Annotated in this window: 12 protein-coding genes and 1 pseudogene; 8 read left to right on the forward strand and 5 right to left on the reverse strand. The window is 35.3% G+C overall.

Translation table 11 applies throughout. The features are described 5' to 3' along the window. Both BN55_RS04170 and BN55_RS04175 read right to left on the reverse strand, forming a co-directional pair. A pseudogene (locus BN55_RS04170) lies at nucleotides 1-380 on the reverse strand (ISL3 family transposase); the annotation flags it as partial. Nucleotides 381-595: 215 nt separating this feature from the next. Then, a complete protein-coding gene (locus tag BN55_RS04175; protein WP_008470589.1) occupies nucleotides 596-1,978 on the reverse strand; it encodes an APC family permease in 1,383 nt (460 codons plus the stop codon). Between the two features lie 606 nt (nucleotides 1,979-2,584). Here BN55_RS04175 and BN55_RS04180 point away from each other — a divergent pair. Genes BN55_RS04180 through BN55_RS04190 form a run of 3 tightly spaced genes read left to right on the forward strand, consistent with a single transcriptional unit; the run spans nucleotide 2,585 to nucleotide 7,017 of the window. After that, on the forward strand, nucleotides 2,585-4,228 hold the full coding sequence (locus BN55_RS04180) for an APC family permease (RefSeq protein WP_008470590.1): 1,644 nt from the start codon (nucleotides 2,585-2,587) through the stop codon (nucleotides 4,226-4,228). A gap of 26 nt (nucleotides 4,229-4,254) precedes the next feature. Beyond that, nucleotides 4,255-5,583: a C1 family peptidase gene (locus BN55_RS04185; RefSeq protein WP_008470591.1), complete on the forward strand. Its 1,329-nt coding sequence runs from the start codon at nucleotides 4,255-4,257 to the stop codon at nucleotides 5,581-5,583. A gap of 18 nt (nucleotides 5,584-5,601) precedes the next feature. Continuing rightward, nucleotides 5,602-7,017 (forward strand): C69 family dipeptidase, encoded by a 1,416-nt coding sequence (locus tag BN55_RS04190; RefSeq protein ID WP_008470592.1) that lies wholly within the window; start codon nucleotides 5,602-5,604, stop codon nucleotides 7,015-7,017. Nucleotides 7,018-7,123: 106 nt separating this feature from the next. Here the strand turns inward: BN55_RS04190 and glsA are convergent, their stop codons facing one another. Next, a complete protein-coding gene (glsA, locus tag BN55_RS04195) occupies nucleotides 7,124-8,044 on the reverse strand; it encodes a glutaminase A (protein WP_008470593.1) in 921 nt (306 codons plus the stop codon). A gap of 185 nt (nucleotides 8,045-8,229) precedes the next feature. Here glsA and BN55_RS04200 point away from each other — a divergent pair, with 185 nt between their 5' ends. From BN55_RS04200 to BN55_RS04220, 5 genes are all read left to right on the forward strand, one after another. Continuing rightward, entirely contained in the window at nucleotides 8,230-10,212 is a 1,983-nt protein-coding gene (locus BN55_RS04200) for a YSIRK-type signal peptide-containing protein (RefSeq protein WP_008470594.1), read from the forward strand. Nucleotides 10,213-10,328: 116 nt separating this feature from the next. Then, nucleotides 10,329-11,036, forward strand: a complete 708-nt coding sequence (locus BN55_RS04205) for a DUF975 family protein (RefSeq protein WP_008470595.1) — start codon at nucleotides 10,329-10,331, stop codon at nucleotides 11,034-11,036. Nucleotides 11,037-11,198: 162 nt separating this feature from the next. Continuing rightward, the gene (locus BN55_RS04210; RefSeq protein WP_008470596.1) at nucleotides 11,199-12,224 is read left to right on the forward strand and encodes an aldose epimerase family protein; all 1,026 of its coding nucleotides are present in this window, start codon (nucleotides 11,199-11,201) and stop codon (nucleotides 12,222-12,224) included. Between the two features lie 212 nt (nucleotides 12,225-12,436). Beyond that, complete coding sequence (gene pyrR, locus BN55_RS04215; RefSeq protein WP_008470597.1) at nucleotides 12,437-12,967, forward strand: bifunctional pyr operon transcriptional regulator/uracil phosphoribosyltransferase PyrR; 531 nt, start codon at nucleotides 12,437-12,439, stop codon at nucleotides 12,965-12,967. Nucleotides 12,968-12,976: 9 nt separating this feature from the next. After that, nucleotides 12,977-14,302 carry a solute carrier family 23 protein gene (locus BN55_RS04220; RefSeq protein ID WP_008470599.1) on the forward strand — a complete coding sequence of 442 codons (1,326 nt, stop codon included), beginning with the start codon at nucleotides 12,977-12,979 and terminating at the stop codon, nucleotides 14,300-14,302. 50 nt (nucleotides 14,303-14,352) lie between these two features. On the opposite strand, the gene BN55_RS04225 is transcribed toward BN55_RS04220, so the two are convergent. Together BN55_RS04225 and BN55_RS04230 are read right to left on the reverse strand one after the other, a co-directional pair. Beyond that, entirely contained in the window at nucleotides 14,353-15,576 is a 1,224-nt protein-coding gene (locus tag BN55_RS04225; protein ID WP_008470601.1) for an ABC transporter permease, read from the reverse strand. After that, nucleotides 15,569-16,315: an ABC transporter ATP-binding protein gene (locus tag BN55_RS04230; protein WP_008470602.1), complete on the reverse strand. Its 747-nt coding sequence runs from the start codon at nucleotides 16,313-16,315 to the stop codon at nucleotides 15,569-15,571. The genes BN55_RS04225 and BN55_RS04230 overlap by 8 nt, the downstream gene beginning before the upstream one ends. Nucleotides 16,316-16,381: the final 66 nt, after the last annotated feature.

Genomic DNA, 16,381 nt, shown 5'->3' on the forward strand with positions numbered 1-16,381 from the left:
ATACTGGTCATAGAGCGATCTTCTGTAAGAGCAGCTAAGATCTTACGTTTAGATGCATTAGAAATGTGGCAATATTTATTAACAAGGTTAGACTGAGCCATAGATCTTTTAAGGCAGTCATTGCAAAGAACACGCTGCTTTTTAAGTCTAATAGTAACTGAATGACTAGCATCAGCAGTAATAAAACGCACGTTAGAAGTATAGTGACCATTATGCTTAAGATTATTGGAATGGCAGTAAGGACAAGCAGGCTGAATAAGCTCGGCTTGATAAACGCTATGATATTTGCCGTTAATATATTTTTTAAAATAATCAGAAAAAACAATATTAGGGTCTTCAATATTGAGATGAAATTTAATACAATCATTGTTAGAGGACATAAGCAATCACCTTTATTCTTTAGAGTGGAATCAGAAGATTTAATGCAGTGAGGCTTATGGCCTCTTTCTTTATGCAATAAAAAAATCCTGTCGATAGAATATCATAGATATCCATCAACAGGATTTATTATAGAGCCGAAACTTAAATTAGTTAAACAAAGCAAAAAGATCATTCGCCATGAATGATCTTTTTTAATGCAATAAATTAATAATTATTAGTTCTTATTTGAAGTACTGGTATTTATCTTCTGGTGGTTCCTTTGCTCTCTAACAGATGTTGGAATACCGCCCATTTTAGCCAAACGCTTCTTGCCAATGAAGAAGTACAAAACTGCAGTTGCAGCGGCAACGACAATAGCTAACAAGATAGTTTCCCAAGTAAAGTTAAAGATTAAATAGCAAGCTACTAACAAAGCCAATACTGGGATGGTATCGCCACCAGGCAATTTGAAACCGTGGTTTGGATATTCGTTAGTGTGCTTAAATTTAATAACTGCAAAGATCGATGGAACATATTGAACAAATGATGCTAAAACAATGCAACCTACTAAGAATAGATATGATTGGGTAATTAATAATAGCGTTACAGCAGCTGTTAATAAAATTCCGACCCATGGAGCATCAAACTTATTTTTCTTACCAACCCAAGCTGGTAATAATTGGTGTTCAAGAGATAAGGAAGCAATTAAAGCTGGCGTGTTGAATGAACAAGTAAATGCCACACCAAAAATACTTAATAAAACTCCGACAATAATTAAGATATATCCCCATTCTCCGACTGCAGCTTTAAAGGCATTGGCAACTGGGATGGTGTATAAGGACATCTTCTCGCCTAAAATACCGATGGCAATTAAAAGCATTAAAGTATAAAGAATACTTACACTAACCATTACGGCAATTAAAGCCCGCGGAATATTTTTAGCGGGATTTTTCATTTGTGAAGCCGCAATTGGAATAAATGAGAAACCACTAAATAAATAAAACACAACGCTAAAGGCTGCACCGAAATGGTGAAAAAATGGTCCAACTCCTTTTGCAGCAGCTGCTGGCATTACTGGCTGGAAGTTTGCTTTATGCATAAAGAACATGCCAACTACGATAAAGATAATAATGGTGGCAAGCTTGGCAAATGAAGATGTATTATCAATCAACTTTACTAGCGAACGACCAAAGAAGTTAATAATTGAAAATAGAATGATTAATCCAATTCCTGTCGCAAAATAAATTGATGTTTGTTTATATGCAGGCACAAAACTCTTTAAAGTTGTTAAAAATGCAACTATTTCTGCTGCATAAGTACAACATCCTAAAAACCAAGTAAACACACCTAATTCATAACCTGCAAATCTACCAAATGCATTATATGAATATAGCCATGCAGCACCCGATCCAGTAAATCTACTTGCTAAATCTGCATAGCATAAAGCAATTAAACTAACTGTTAAGGCAGCTGATAGCAAAACTACTACACTTAAAAGGTTCATGTCTTTGTACATCGCTTGTGGAAGCAAGAAGGCACCTGAACCAATAATTCCGTTAATCCCTAAAAAGTAGATGGACATAAACGTCAGCTTTTTGGGAGAAGTTGTCTTTCCCATATTTCTTACCACCTTTTAATCTAGCTATATTAATATATTTTTAGCTTTCAACTCAAGAATAATCATCAAAAATTTTAAAAGCAAATAAAAGAAATCGAATTACTATTAAAAAATCGAATTACTATTAAGTAAATAACTAATATAATTAGGATTAAATTATTTTTTCTATAATAAGATAAAATTTCAAACCTATTAATGCAGACACTTTCAAGTTCAGGATAGATCCTGAATTTATTTTTAACAAGTAATTACACTCAATCAAACAAATTTAATATATTAGAACATTTTATTTGCTTTTATTACCTAAAATGATCTAATCTCACAGTGAATAGATTAATAGCTAGCTAATTTTAGTAATTACATATATCTGTTCATAATTGTATAAATTTTCTAATTGATGACGAACTTGTAAATTTATATTTTCTGTTAGAGATGTACAAAATATATACTGGATTACTTTCCAAAATCTAATTATTTAGAGAGCGCCAATTATTAAAAATTTGTATTTGATCCATAATTTATAACTCTTTAATTAACATGAAAAACATAATAACTGTCCAACATCTTATTAGAAAAACTTTATCTGTTTAAGGAGTTGATGTTTTTATGGTTAATAATAAGACCCAACAAAAAAAGGTCTATATCTCAGTCTTAGCTTTGACCATGATGAACGTCTCCATGGTAGCTGGTTTAGCAAATGATGTTCAACAATCATTTTACGGACTGGCTTCAGTAACTTACTTCGCACTAGGTGCGATTTTGTTCTTCATTCCTACAGCACTTGTTGCCGCCGAATTAGCATCCGGCTGGAGTGAACGTGGAGGTATTTTCAGATGGGTAGGCGAAGGCTTAGGTAAAGGCTGGGGACTTACTTGTTTGTTAATTTTATGGTTCCAAACAATGTTGAACTTCGGTATTGCGATGCCAAGTTTTACTGCGACAATCCTGTTTTATACTCCAAACTATGATGCCGCTGTAAAGTTTGCCCAAAATCCACAACATGAAGTTTTAATTATGACTGGATGGGTATTGTTTTACTGGTTATTGACATTCTTAGCAACCAAAGGTATTAAAGCCTTCTCTAATATCGCCAAATACGGTGTTATTATCGGAAGCTTAATTCCGTTAGCCATTATGATCATTTTAGCTATTGTTTGGGTTGCGCAAGGTCATCAACCAGTTATTCCAATGACTTTTAAAGGTTTAATCCCGAAGTGGAACGGCATGAGTACGCTAGCACTAGCGGCTGGGGTATTCTTCTCATACACTGGTATTGATATGAATGCTGCCCACATTAAGCAGTTGCGGCACCCAGAAAAAGACTTTGCTAAAGCAATGTTCATTTCAGTTATCTTAGCATTCTTAATCTTCGTAATTGGTACTGTAATCATTGCGATGATCATTCCAGAAAAGCAAATCAATGTGCTTTATACTTTATTCTCAGTATTCAGAGTACTTGGTTCTACTATTGGGATGCCATGGTTATACATGGTCTTAGTTTGGGCATTACTTTGCAACACTGTTGCAATGGTCGTTACTAATATGTCTGGTCCTTCATTTATGTTAGGCCAAGCCGGTGGTAGTGGATTCTTACCAAAATGGTTCCAACAAAAGAATAAGAATAACATGCCTGCTCACTTGATGTACACGCAAATTACAGGAACAACTATTATTGCTTATTTAGTAAAATTGATTCCAAATGTTGAGGGATTTGTAATTTTACTTACCCAAACCATCACCGTTTTATATTTATTCTATTACGTATTAATGTTTACTACTTTCTTACGTCTACGTTATGATCAGCCAAATCGGCCACGTGCATTCAAAGTTCCTGGCGGAATGTTTGGAGCCTGGCTTGTCGGTGGTATCGGTATATTATCTTCCATATTCGGAATTGTGCTAGCCATTTGGCCACCTGCACAAGTTAAAGCAGAAGTTGGTTCTCCTGTAGTTTATGTTTCTGTAATTTTAGTCTTAGTTGCGGTTATTTTAGGGATATGTTTCGTTATGTATCAACTTTCAAAAAAGCACTCTAACTGGGTTGATCCAACCAACAAATTCTCTCCTTTCACTTGGGAAGTTGAAGGTTTAAAGAAACCTGGTAAGGCTTTATCAAACATCCCAACTACAGTAATGTGTGAACACCAAAATCCAATGGGTATGCCAATTAAACGTCCTTATACACCGGATGAACAAATGCCTAGTGCTGAAGTTAAAGCTACTGATGCAGCAACCAGCACAGACAAGTAATTTTTAGAAGAAAAGAGATACAAAACATGTTACAAGATTTAGATCCTGAAGATCTCAAAAAAATGAGATCAGATTTTCTTGAAAATGATAAATATCGTAACACTCAAAATGCAGTAATGGAAAACGGTATTAAGAAATCCATTACTAATAAGAGCGTGATCGAAAGTCACCCCTTCGTATTCTCTATCGATGTTGACAGCGACGATGTAATGAATCAAAAACACTCTGGCCGTTGCTGGATGTTTTCAGCTATGAATTTCATTCGTCACCACGTCGAAAAAGAGCACCACATGAAGAATTTCGAGCTTTCAACTGATTACATGTTCTTTTACGACAAGTTAGAAAGAGCTAACTACTTCTACCACAATGTAATTGATACAGCAGACCAACCTCTTTCTGACAGAAAAGTTAACTGGTTAATGCACACCCCACAACAAGATGGTGGTGATTGGAGCTTACTTGTTAGCTTGATGGAAAAGTATGGCGTTGTTCCTGCTTCTGTAATGGGCGAAACTGCAGTTAGTGCAAACACAACTGAATTAAACTTTGCCTTTAACAGAAAATTGCAAAAAGATGCTATGAAACTGCGTAATTTGGTAAACAGCGATGCTAGCGACGAAAAACTAGCTAGCGAGCTACGTCGCATGAACTCAGAAAACTATAAGATTTTAGCTATTTCATTTGGTACTCCTCCTGAGAAATTTAACTTCTCATACCGTGATGAAAATAACCAATACCACACCATTGGCGAAGTAACTCCACTTGAGTTCTTCAAGAAGTTTGTTGACATTAACTTAAACGACTATGTCGAATTAATGAACATTCCTGGCTTAGGTTACAAATACAACCAAGTTTATACTATTCAGCTTTCAAAGAATATGGTTGATGGTATTGAAAACCGTTACCTTAACGTTTCAATGGATGAAATGAACAAGTTAATGCTTGAACAATTGAAAGACGGCACCCCTGTTTGGTTCGGCTGCGATGTATTGCAGGAATACAACAGACCAACTGGTTCACTTGAACTTGGTCTTTATGACTGGAAACGCTCATTTGGCTTTAGCTTAGGCAAAGACAAAGCAGAACGCTTTGAATACGGTGAAAGTCTTCCAACTCACGCAATGTTAATCTGCGGCGTTGAATTACACGATAACAAGCCAATCAACTGGAAGATTCAAAACTCATGGGGCAACAAAGTTGGTCACTTGGGCTACTTCATGATGGGCGAAAAATGGATGAACGCTTACACTTACGAAATTGTGATTAACAAGAAATACTTAAGTGATCAGCAACTTAGCGCTTATGATAAAGAACCTATCGAACTTCCTTACTACAACGCATTTAACCCAATTTAAAGAAAGGGCTGATTAATTATGGCATGTACAACTGTTATTGTTGGCAAAAAAGCCACAATCAATGGCTCAACTTTAATTGCACGTAATTGCGATGCAGAGGTTTGCAATGTGCCAGTAAAGTTCATTATGGTACCCGCTAAAAGTGAAAAACAAACTTTTCACTCCTATGTCAGTGGCGTAGATATCCCCTTACCTACTGATGCTTTAAGATACCAAATGGCACCTTTCGTAAACTATAAAAAACATGGTCAATTCGGCGAATGTGGAATTAATAGCGCTAATGTTGCTATGAGTGCAACCGAAAGCATTTACGGTAATCCCCAAGTGCTAGCTTTAGATCCATTAGTAGATGATGGCATTGGCGAAGATGCATTATTAAGTATTGTTTTACCATTCATCCATAGCGCACGTGAAGGCGTAGAAAGATTAGGCAAGTTAATTGCTCAATACGGTTCACATGAAGGCAACGGTATCATCTTTAGCGATAAAGATGAAATTTGGTACATGGAAATTCCAACCGGCCACTGGTGGGCGGCAACGCGTCTACCAGACAATAAAGCAGCCGTAATTGCCAACCAAGTGTCTGAACAAGAAATTGACTTTGATGATCCTAGCCACTTTATGTGGGCAGATGGATTAAGAGAATTTGTTAATAAATACGACTTAAATCCAGATGTTTCAGGATTTAACTTCCGCCATATATTTGGCACGCACAATGCTCGTGATCATTGTTACAACACTCCTCGCGTTTGGTTTGGTCAAAATTATTTAGGTCACCATGCAGCAAGCCCTACCAGTGATGCTTTAGATTTTGCTTTCACCCCAGGCAGAAAATTAAAGCATGAAGATGTCGCTTATATTCTAAGTTCCCACTATAATGAAACGATTTACGATCCCCTTGGTGATACTCCTGAAAAAACCAAGTTCCGTCCTATTTCCATGGCACGTTGTGCCGAATCTCACATCTTAGAAATAAGAAATAACGTCCCTAAAGATTATGCCGCAATTACTTGGTTTAACTTTGCCCCAACAGCCTTTAACCCATATGTTCCGTTTTATGCTAATGCAAATGGCACAGCGCTTGCATATACGGGGACGACTGATAAATATGATATTAATCAAGCTTACTGGCAAACTAGAACTGTTGCAGCTTTAATTCAACCAGACTATGATGAATTAAAGAGTCTTTTGATTGGTTTAGATGGCTACTTGCCAGCTGCTGATCAATTAGGCAACGAATTAGTTCATAAAACTGATGATCAAGCTTCAAAGCTCACAGATCAAAAGCTTACCCATTACTTAACTGAAGCAAATGAAAAAAACGCTGCAGCAATGCTAGCACTTTCTATGGATACTATTGGTAAATTAGTAAAAACTGAATTAACTCATTCTCGTCTGAGCTTTTCAATTAATACTGATCGCCTCCAAAACTAATAATCATCTCTAGTAAAGCTAAAAGCCCTACAAAAGCAATTCAACTTTTGCAGGGCTTTTTTGTGTCTTACTAAACTTTTAATTAGCACAATAAATACAAATAAATTTACTTAAAAATATCTAATTTTAATGCATCACTGAGATCTGTTAATAAACCTAATCCAGCAACGCTATTACCATCTTTATCCAAAGAAGGGCTAAAAATACCAATACCATATTTATTCGGAACTGCCGACATTAAGCCGCCTCCCACTCCACTTTTTGTCGGAACACCAATTCTTGCTGAATAAACGCCAGATTCATTATAAAGGCCGGTCGTCATCATCAATGACTTAGTAAACGTAGCAGCGCGACTAGAAATAATTCTTTCATTATCCCACGGCTTTACTCCGTCATTAGCAAGTACTGCACCTAAATTTGCTAGACTAACTGCTGTAACTTTCATTGAACACTGTTTAAAATACGTCCGCAAACTATCAGTTACATTATCTTGAATCATCTTATGAGCTTTTAAGTAATATGCTAAAGAGCGATCAATATCTCCTGTTTCATCTTCTGAATAAAAGATTTCTTCATCTAAACTTAAATCTGGATCATGACAAATTTCTTGAGCAAAAGCTAATATTTGTTCAAATGGCGTTAGCTCATCTTGCGGTTTAATTAGCGAAGTAGTCATAATTGCTCCCGCATTAACAAAAGGATTAAGTGGTTTATTTTCATGCTCAATTTCTAAATTCAGAATTGAATTAAAGGCAAAGCCAGTTTGCCTGGTGCTAACTCGATTATTAACTTCATCAAATCCGCGTTGCTTAATCGCATAAAGTAAAGTAATTACTTTTGAAATACTTTCAATAGCAAAGCGAATGTCGCTTTGCTCAGTTTTATATAATTTATTATTTTTCAAATCATAAACAGCTATGCCTAATTGGTCAGCCGATACTCTAGCTAAGGCTGGAATATAAGAAGCAACATGTCCATTTTTAGTTAAAGAAAAATTACTATCTCTTAACTTTTCTAGATCAATCATTTATATCATCCTTCTCTCTTCAATCACACCATAGCGCCAAATTTAGATAAATACAAAGAAAACACTAACTTATTTTTAAGACAATTTGGCTTAAATAATAAGCTAAACACTATCTCCTTAATAAGATGCAGTGCTATAATAACAGTAGTTACTTAAAGCGAATTATTATATGAAGGATGATAAAAATGAGAAATAAGTTTCAAAATGTTACAAACAGTAAAGTGGCACGCTTTTCGCTAAGAAAGACGACTTTAGGCGTAGTTTCTGCTTTAGTTGCTTTTGGTATTTATAGTGCAGCTAACACTACTGCAGTACATGCCCAACAAGTACAAAACTCTTCAATTCAAAAAGTCGAAGATGTTTCTCAAGTAAAACAGAACTCGCAAAACTCTATAAATAATACTTCAGAGACTAAAAAGCAAGAAGCTAAGCCTGCTAACCAAACTAATAGTCAAACTGCTACTGACCAATCACTTAATAGCAGTGTTGACCTCAAAACAAATGGGATTGTGGAACCTCACTTAGTAGACATTAATAAAACTAATGCACAAGTAAACGTTCAAAGTTCAGTAACTAACTCGCAAAAAGAAACTCGTAAATCTGAAATTGTAATGACGCTTCCTACTTTTGGACAAAAAGCAAATAAACACCAAATTAATGCAGTTTTAACTGGCCCTGTAACTACTAATTGGGGCAATAATGTTCAAATCGACTATAGTGTTAACCCTGGTCAATATCTTTCAGAAGCCGATCTTAGAAAACAAGACGCAAACTTTAGCTGGGATAAAGTTATTGCAATAATGCTTACAGGAAACCTCAATCCATCCCAAACTGCTCAAATTAATGCCCAACTAAAAATTACTAACCTCGATCAGATCAAAAATGATCTAACTGATTTGCTAGCTGGGCAAGATGATTCAATTTTAGGTAAACCAAGTTTAAGACAAATTAATGTGGGTCAAACATTATATTATTGGGATCAAAATAATAATTTATTATCAACTAATACACCAGCTGCCTATGCTTATTATGAAATCCCTGCAACGAGAGTTATGAAAGACGTTGACAAATTTACTAGTGGTACAACTGGCTGGAATGCACGCACCTTATCAACTAATTCGCAAGGACAAAATGTTTATTCTCCGGTTCCTTCAGATGTTCAAAATGCATTAAAGCCATTATCTAAAAGCTCAATCTCTTACAAAAATATCAATGGTGAAACTTCATCTACACTTTATAGTGACGGAAGCTATCTCATTTCTTTGCAAGAGCCATTTGACCAAATTAAGAACTTGGGCTATAGCGTAAATATTTTGCCAAATGGTCAAAATATCTGGCCTAACTATATCTATTCAACATATTCAAATAATAATACTATAATTGAAGGTCAAGCAAATCAAAGCGCCAGTGACAACTTCTATCTTGAAGTACAGCCTATTTTTACGACTAAGAATATCAATTTAACTAATCAAGAAAATTGGCAACCCAACGATAACTTGATTTCCGCTCAAAGCGTTTATACTGATCAAAGCACAATGAAGCCCGTTAAAACTGTTAACTTATTAGAAAATAACGGATACAGCTATGTTTTAACTGATTCTAACGGAAAAGTAGTTTATGACTCAAAAACTTTAGCAAATACTAATTCTGTAAAACTAGATCCTGGCGATTACACTATTACTTATTCTTACGTAATTAATCCGGATCATATTGTTACGAAGGCTGCGAAAGTTACTGTCACAAATACTAATGTTGAACCTACTCCAACCCCAGAGCCGACTCCTGAACCTACTCCAGAGCCAAATCCTATTCCCCAACCCAAGCCTGAGCCAGCTCCTGAACCTGATAACAACTCAAGCGATAACGATAATATAGCACCAAGGCCTCTTCCTACTGAAAATAATGACGATATGAACTCAAACAACCGTAAACCTGAAAAAGAGACTAAACAAGGCACAAAGATTGCTAAAGTCGTGAAGGTTGCAGTCAAAAATACTGGCTCAAAATCAAACATCGCTTCTACTACTAAAGAAGCAAAAAATGAAACTAATTCAACCAAAAAACTACCACAAACTGGTTTAAGCGAAGATGTAGCTGCTATTTTAGTCGGAATAATTAGTGTCTTAATTGGTAGTTTGCTCTTTATCAAATCTAAGAAAAAGAATTAGTCTCTTAGCAAAAATAAAATAATTAATAAAAACTGCGAACTTTGAATATCGCAGTTTTTTCATGGCTTGCCATTTATCTAATTAAGTAAGAGAATTGACTGCGGAGGAAGAGTTTAATGAACAGAAAACAATTAAAAAGGGATGCAAAATCTCAACTCAAAGGTAATTGGTCGTGGGCAATTTGTCTCTATATTATTTCTAGTTTAATTATTTCTTTAATTAATGGTATCAATAAAGAAATAATTGTGCCGAATAAGACATTACAAAATCTAAACCTAAGCGAAAAAACTATCTATTCAATAACTACATTTTTAATAACGACATTTATTACTACGATAATTTCTTGGGGCGTAACCTATAGTATTTTAGCTTTTCGTGATAATACCCAAGATAAGCCCAATGTTTTTAAAGCCAGCTTTGCTGCTTTTGAACATGGTCGCTATCTAAAAACATTAAAAACTAGTTTTTTAACTGGTTTATTTACAGGCTTATGGACAATTCTCCTTATTATCCCCGACATCATTAAAGGCTATTCTTATGCCATGACACCATATATTATGAAAGATATGCTTACTTCTAAACATGATATGAAAGCCACTGAAGCAATTACGCAAAGCCGAAAACTCATGCTCGGACATAAATGGCAATTATTTTGGTTAGATATCAGCTTTTTAGGCTGGGCAATTATAAATATCTTACTTTTTGTATTTGGAATTATCTTTTGCCTAGTTCTTAACGTAGCTCCTGCTAACCTTCCTATTGGAATTGTTTTATTGATCTTGGCAGCAATGGAGCTATTTTGGCTGACACCTTATTACCGTTAAACAAAAGCTAACTTCTATCGTCAACTAGCAGGTAATCAATTTCTTGAAGAAAAATAATGAAGAAACACGTAAGCTAAAAAGTTTGCGTGTTTTTTACTAATTAATGTCTACTATAATTAAGTACATAACTGATATTAATTTTATAAAATTGGGAGATAATTTATGAAAATAACTACCCGTCATTATGCTTATTATCAAGGACAAGATTACTGCGAATATATTTTAGAAAATGATAATGGCATGATCGTAAAACTGCTTAATTATGGGGCAACTTTAGAACAAGTCTTATTACCAACTGAAAACGGACTAGCGGAAAACGTGATCATGTCATTGAGCAAACCAGAAGATTATTCTAAACAGCGAAACTTTCTTGGTGGCACTGTTGGGCGTGTAGTTGGTAGAATCAGAAAAGGTAAAGTTAACTTAGGCAGTAAAACGCTCCAGTTGCCAATTAACGATGGTAATAACCATATCCATGGCGGGACTGGTATTGATACGATGGTCTGGAATGCTCAAGTTAACCTCAATCAAGATGCAGAATTTGCCCAAGTTAAATTTACTTTAGTTGATTTTGACGGACATAATGGCTATCCTGGCAATCTAAAAATTGAAGTTAGCTATACTTTAGACAACGATAACTGCCTTGACTACAATATTTTTGCAAATAGCGATAAAGTAACTGTTTTTACCCCTACTAATCATGTTTACTTTAGATTAGATGGACCCAATTCCGATATTAAAAACCTGCAAATACAAATTGATGCCGACTATTACTTACCACTTGATGACGAAAGCCTGCCTTATATGGGGATGAAAGCAGTCTCAAATACCATTTTTGATTTAAGAAAACCTACTCATCTTGGTAAGATATTAGATTCAAGCTGTAAAGAAATCAAAAATGAACATGGACTTAACCATCCCTTTATTTTAAATACCGATAAAAATTGTGCAAAGATTTTTTCTAGCAAAACTAACCGCACAATGACTATGACAACGGATGCGCCTAGCATTGTCGTTTATACTGCTAATCATTTTAACCATACAGGAATTGCTAAAAATCTTGGTCAATATGACGGTGTGACTTTAGAAGCACAAAATCCACCAGCACCTGACAGCAATCTAAATGCCAGTATCTTAATTCCAGGCGATGATTTCATGCGGTCGACTACTTGGAAGTTTGATTTTTAGAAATTAAACAATTGACAGAAATGTAAAAAAATAGTTAAATAAAAACAAATATTAGTGATGACCTTTAAAGTTAGTCCCGTGAGGCTAGGAAGGAAATCTGCGTTTTGTGAGTAGTTTTCTCAACTACCGCCTTATTTCGCAAAGACCATCTTGGACTTAACTTTAGAGTTTGAGATGGTCTTTTTTTGGTCATCATGCAGAAAGGATAGATTATGGAAAAACAAATTATTGACAGTGTTGGTATTAAACGAGCTTTGATGCGTATGACATATGAAATTGTTGAACGCAATAAAGGAACTGATAATTTGGTACTAGTAGGTATTAAAACACGTGGACTTTATTTGGCGCAAAGAATTGCTAAAAACCTTAAAAATCTAGAAGCCGTCGACATCCCGGTTGGCGCACTAGATATTTCACATTATCGCGATGACCTATCAAAATCAGAAAAAGACACCATGATTCATGATCAACAATTAGATTTTGATATCACTAATAAAAAAGTAATTCTAGTCGACGATGTCTTATTTACTGGTCGTACAATTAGAGCTGCTCTTGATGCTTTAATAGATCAAGGACGTCCTGCAAAAATTAATCTCGCAGTTTTAGTAGATCGTGGTCATCGCGAATTGCCAATTCGTCCTGATTTTATTGGTAAAAACATCCCTACCGCAATGAATGAAGAAGTTAAAGTTGCACTCACTGAAGTCGATGATACCGATTCAATTGCAATTGTTTCTAAATAGGAGTTTTTCATGAATAAACAAGCTTTCCACAATGACGACGCAATTCTAGACGTCTATGAAAAACCAGGTCTAGGTCAAGGTGTCTTATTGTCACTTCAGCACATGTTTGCTATGTTTGGTTCAACAGTTTTAGTACCAATCTTAGTTGGAATTAATCCCAGTATTGCCTTACTTTCTTCAGGAGTAGGTACACTGGTCCATATGCTTTTGACTCATTTCAAAATTCCAGCATATTTAGGATCAAGTTTTGCCTTTGTCGCAACTATGCAAGCTTTAATGCGCATGGATGGATATCCCGCAATTGCTCAAGGTGCAGTAGCAGCTGGTCTTGTTTATGTAGTAGTTGCCTTAATTATTGGTAAAATAGGTTCTGGCTGGGTAAATAAAGTTTTGCCGCCAATTGTAGTAGGTCCAATAATAATCGTAATTGGACTATCGCTTGCTACAACTGCCGCAAACGACGCCATGATGAAGAGTGCTAAGTACAATTTGACTTACTTTGGCGTAGCTATCTTTACTTTAGTCATGACACTCTTTTTCCAAATGTATTTTAAAGGCTTCACCAGCTTAGTTTCAATTATGCTGGGAATTGTCTGTGGCTATATTTTATCTTGCTTTGTGGGAATTGTAGATTTTTCAGGCGTACAAAAGGCAGCTTGGTTCTCGCTACCTGCTTTAGAATTGCCTGGGATCAGCTATAAATTAAAGTTTTATCCTGCCGCCATTTTAACCATGGCGCCAATTGCTTTTGTAACGATGACCGAACACATGGGCCATATCATGGTACTTAATTCGCTCACGAAGCGTAACTTCTTTAAAAATCCTGGCTTGCATCGCACTATGATGGGCGACGGCCTTTCCACAATTATTGCCGGCTTTATCGGAGGCCCACCAACCACTTCTTATGGTGAAAACATTGGAGTTTTAGCCATGACTAAAGTACATTCAGTTTGGGTATTAGCTGGAGCTGCAGTATTTGCAATCATCTTTAGTTTCATTGGAAAAATTGCAGCACTCATTGAGTCAATTCCAATGCCAGTTATCGGCGGAATTTCATTCTTACTATTTGGAACAATTGCTTCTAACGGTCTTAAAATCTTAGTCGATGATAAGATCGATTTCGGCGAAAAACGCAACATGCTGATTGCTTCAGTTATCTTGGTTGTCGGAATTGGTGGAGCTTACTTGCAGCTTGGATCTTTCCAGCTTACTTCTGTAGCTTTATCGACTATTATGGGTATGCTTTTAAACTGGATTTTGCCAAAGAAAGCGGCTAGCGAACGAGCACTGGAAGAAAAGAAACACGAAAAACAAGAAGGTAAAATTTATCAATAATAAATATGAAAAAAGGATTCACGATTGAATCCTTTTTGCTTGCTATAAAATTATTCTTTTATTCCTTGAAAAGCACGTTTCATATTCTTCCAAACACCATTATCATCAGTTTGTAAAATTAAACTTGGGTAAATCTTGCGAATCCACCATATTGAAAATCCGATAAAGAATACTAAAATTGTTGCCGATAAAATTGCTTCAAAAGTCGTTGCTTTTCCATTAATCAGTCGCAAAGGCATCATAAATGAAGATAAAAATGGTACATATGAAAAGATAACTGTAATCACACTGTCTGGTTTATTAGCTAAGCTCATTGCGCCAAACAAACCAATTAAAGTTAAATACGTTAATGGCTGAACAGCTTTGCCAGCATCTTCTGCTCTCACAACAAGTGCTCCACAAAAGGCTGCATAAATCACGTAGATAATTAATCCTAAGACAGTAAACAATAATCCCCAAGAAACGATCTGGCCTAGAACTTGATCTATAATTGGCTTTAACTGTCCAAAGATATCCTGCACTCCAGAAATGTGTGGCGCTAAATAATAAAATCCTAAAAACATTGCCCCATAAATCACCAATTGAGTAACAATTTCCATTAAGATTCCTATCACTTTTCCATCAAAATAATTTCCACCTGGCATGCTAGAAAAAATCATTTCCATAATCTTGGTACCTTTTTCGCTAGCAACATCTTGGGCCATAATTTGGCTATAAGTTAGAACTAAGAAGTACAAAATAATAATTAAGAACAAGAAACTAGTCTTCTTAATATCTTCTTGATTGCTAAGATTTAAATCTCGATCGTTAACTTTTTCTCGCAATTGTGGCTGTTTTGATAAAGCATGCAATTGCTGTGATGTTAATTTGGCCACTGATAGATTAATTTTTTGTTGTTCAATTTGTAATAATGGCAATACTTTATCTTTGATGCTTGAACTTAATTTCTTTTTTCCATAATAAGTCGCATTAATTTGAGTATCTGTCTGCTTAATTACTAAATATCCACTCAGCTTCTTTTCTTGATAGGCTTTTTTAGCTTTAACTTGCGTTTTATATAACTTTAAATCATCGTTTTTCTTCAAACTTTGCGTAATGGTTTGATTAGAACTAACAATTCCTACGGGTTGATCATCAAAATTGGCCGATGATGACATCCCAACGAAAAAACTTATTAAGATAAATACAAATGGAGCAAAAATCATTAATAAAAATGACCAGTTTTTGACTTCACGTCGATAGGTTTCTTTAGCTACTAGCCACGTTTTATTCATTATTTTCTCCTGCCTTTATCTTAAAAATTTCGTTTAATGTTGGAGGTTCTTGATCAAAAGTACGTAAGTATTGCCCTTGAGATAATTCGTTAAATATCTCTTTTCCAAATTCTGGCTTTTCGAGCCAAATTTTGTACATCCCATTATTTTGTAAAATTGCTTTTTCAACGCCTGGAAGTTGCTGTACTTGCGTTAAATCTAACTGACTTCTAATAAATAAGCGAGTCAGTCCAAAGCTGTTTCGCACATCATTAACTAAACCATTCAAAACGATCTTACCATTATTGATCATTACTATGCTATCGCAAAGCTCTTCAACATTTGACATATCATGATCAGAAAATATAATAGTTGCACCGCGCTTTTTCTGTTCTAAAATAACTTGTTTCATCAAATCCACATTAACAGGATCTAAACCACTAAAAGGTTCATCCAAGATGATTAGATCTGGATCATGAATCAAAGTAGCAATCAATTGAATTTTTTGCTGGTTACCTTTAGATAAATTCTTAATTTTGTCATTGAGCGTGCCTTTAACAGCTAACTTCTTCATCCAAACCTGTAATTTCTCTTTAACTGCTTTTTTATCCATCCCTTTAAGACTGGCTAAAAATGTTACCTGTTGTAAAACAGTCAACTTAGGCATTAAACTGCGCTCTTCAGGTAAATATCCTACACTATTGTAGTCGCTAGCTGAAAAGGAATGATCATTGTGATATGAACCCCAAATTTGGGACATATTATTAATTAGCTCTGTTTAAAACCATATTTCGATATTCTATCGGAGTATGGTTTTTTAGTACTG

It is taken from the genome of Lactobacillus hominis DSM 23910 = CRBIP 24.179 (assembly GCF_000296835.1).
Taxonomy (GTDB): Bacteria; Bacillota; Bacilli; order Lactobacillales; family Lactobacillaceae; genus Lactobacillus; species Lactobacillus hominis.

Bases quoted from the DNA above. Each gene is read 5' to 3' on its own strand.
- BN55_RS04200 (WP_008470594.1), top strand. From the start codon at position 8,230: ATGAGAAATAAGTTTCAAAATGTTACAAACAGTAAAGTGGCACGCTTT.
- BN55_RS04225 (WP_008470601.1), bottom strand. From the start codon at position 15,576: ATGAATAAAACGTGGCTAGTAGCTAAAGAAACCTATCGACGTGAAGTC.
- BN55_RS04230 (WP_008470602.1), bottom strand. From the start codon at position 16,315: ATGTCCCAAATTTGGGGTTCATATCACAATGATCATTCCTTTTCAGCT.
- glsA (WP_008470593.1), bottom strand. From the start codon at position 8,044: ATGATTGATCTAGAAAAGTTAAGAGATAGTAATTTTTCTTTAACTAAA.
- BN55_RS04205 (WP_008470595.1), top strand. From the start codon at position 10,329: ATGAACAGAAAACAATTAAAAAGGGATGCAAAATCTCAACTCAAAGGT.
- BN55_RS04190 (WP_008470592.1), top strand. From the start codon at position 5,602: ATGGCATGTACAACTGTTATTGTTGGCAAAAAAGCCACAATCAATGGC.
- BN55_RS04180 (WP_008470590.1), top strand. From the start codon at position 2,585: ATGGTTAATAATAAGACCCAACAAAAAAAGGTCTATATCTCAGTCTTA.
- BN55_RS04175 (WP_008470589.1), bottom strand. From the start codon at position 1,978: ATGGGAAAGACAACTTCTCCCAAAAAGCTGACGTTTATGTCCATCTAC.
- BN55_RS04220 (WP_008470599.1), top strand. From the start codon at position 12,977: ATGAATAAACAAGCTTTCCACAATGACGACGCAATTCTAGACGTCTAT.
- pyrR (WP_008470597.1), top strand. From the start codon at position 12,437: ATGGAAAAACAAATTATTGACAGTGTTGGTATTAAACGAGCTTTGATG.
- BN55_RS04210 (WP_008470596.1), top strand. From the start codon at position 11,199: ATGAAAATAACTACCCGTCATTATGCTTATTATCAAGGACAAGATTAC.
- BN55_RS04185 (WP_008470591.1), top strand. From the start codon at position 4,255: ATGTTACAAGATTTAGATCCTGAAGATCTCAAAAAAATGAGATCAGAT.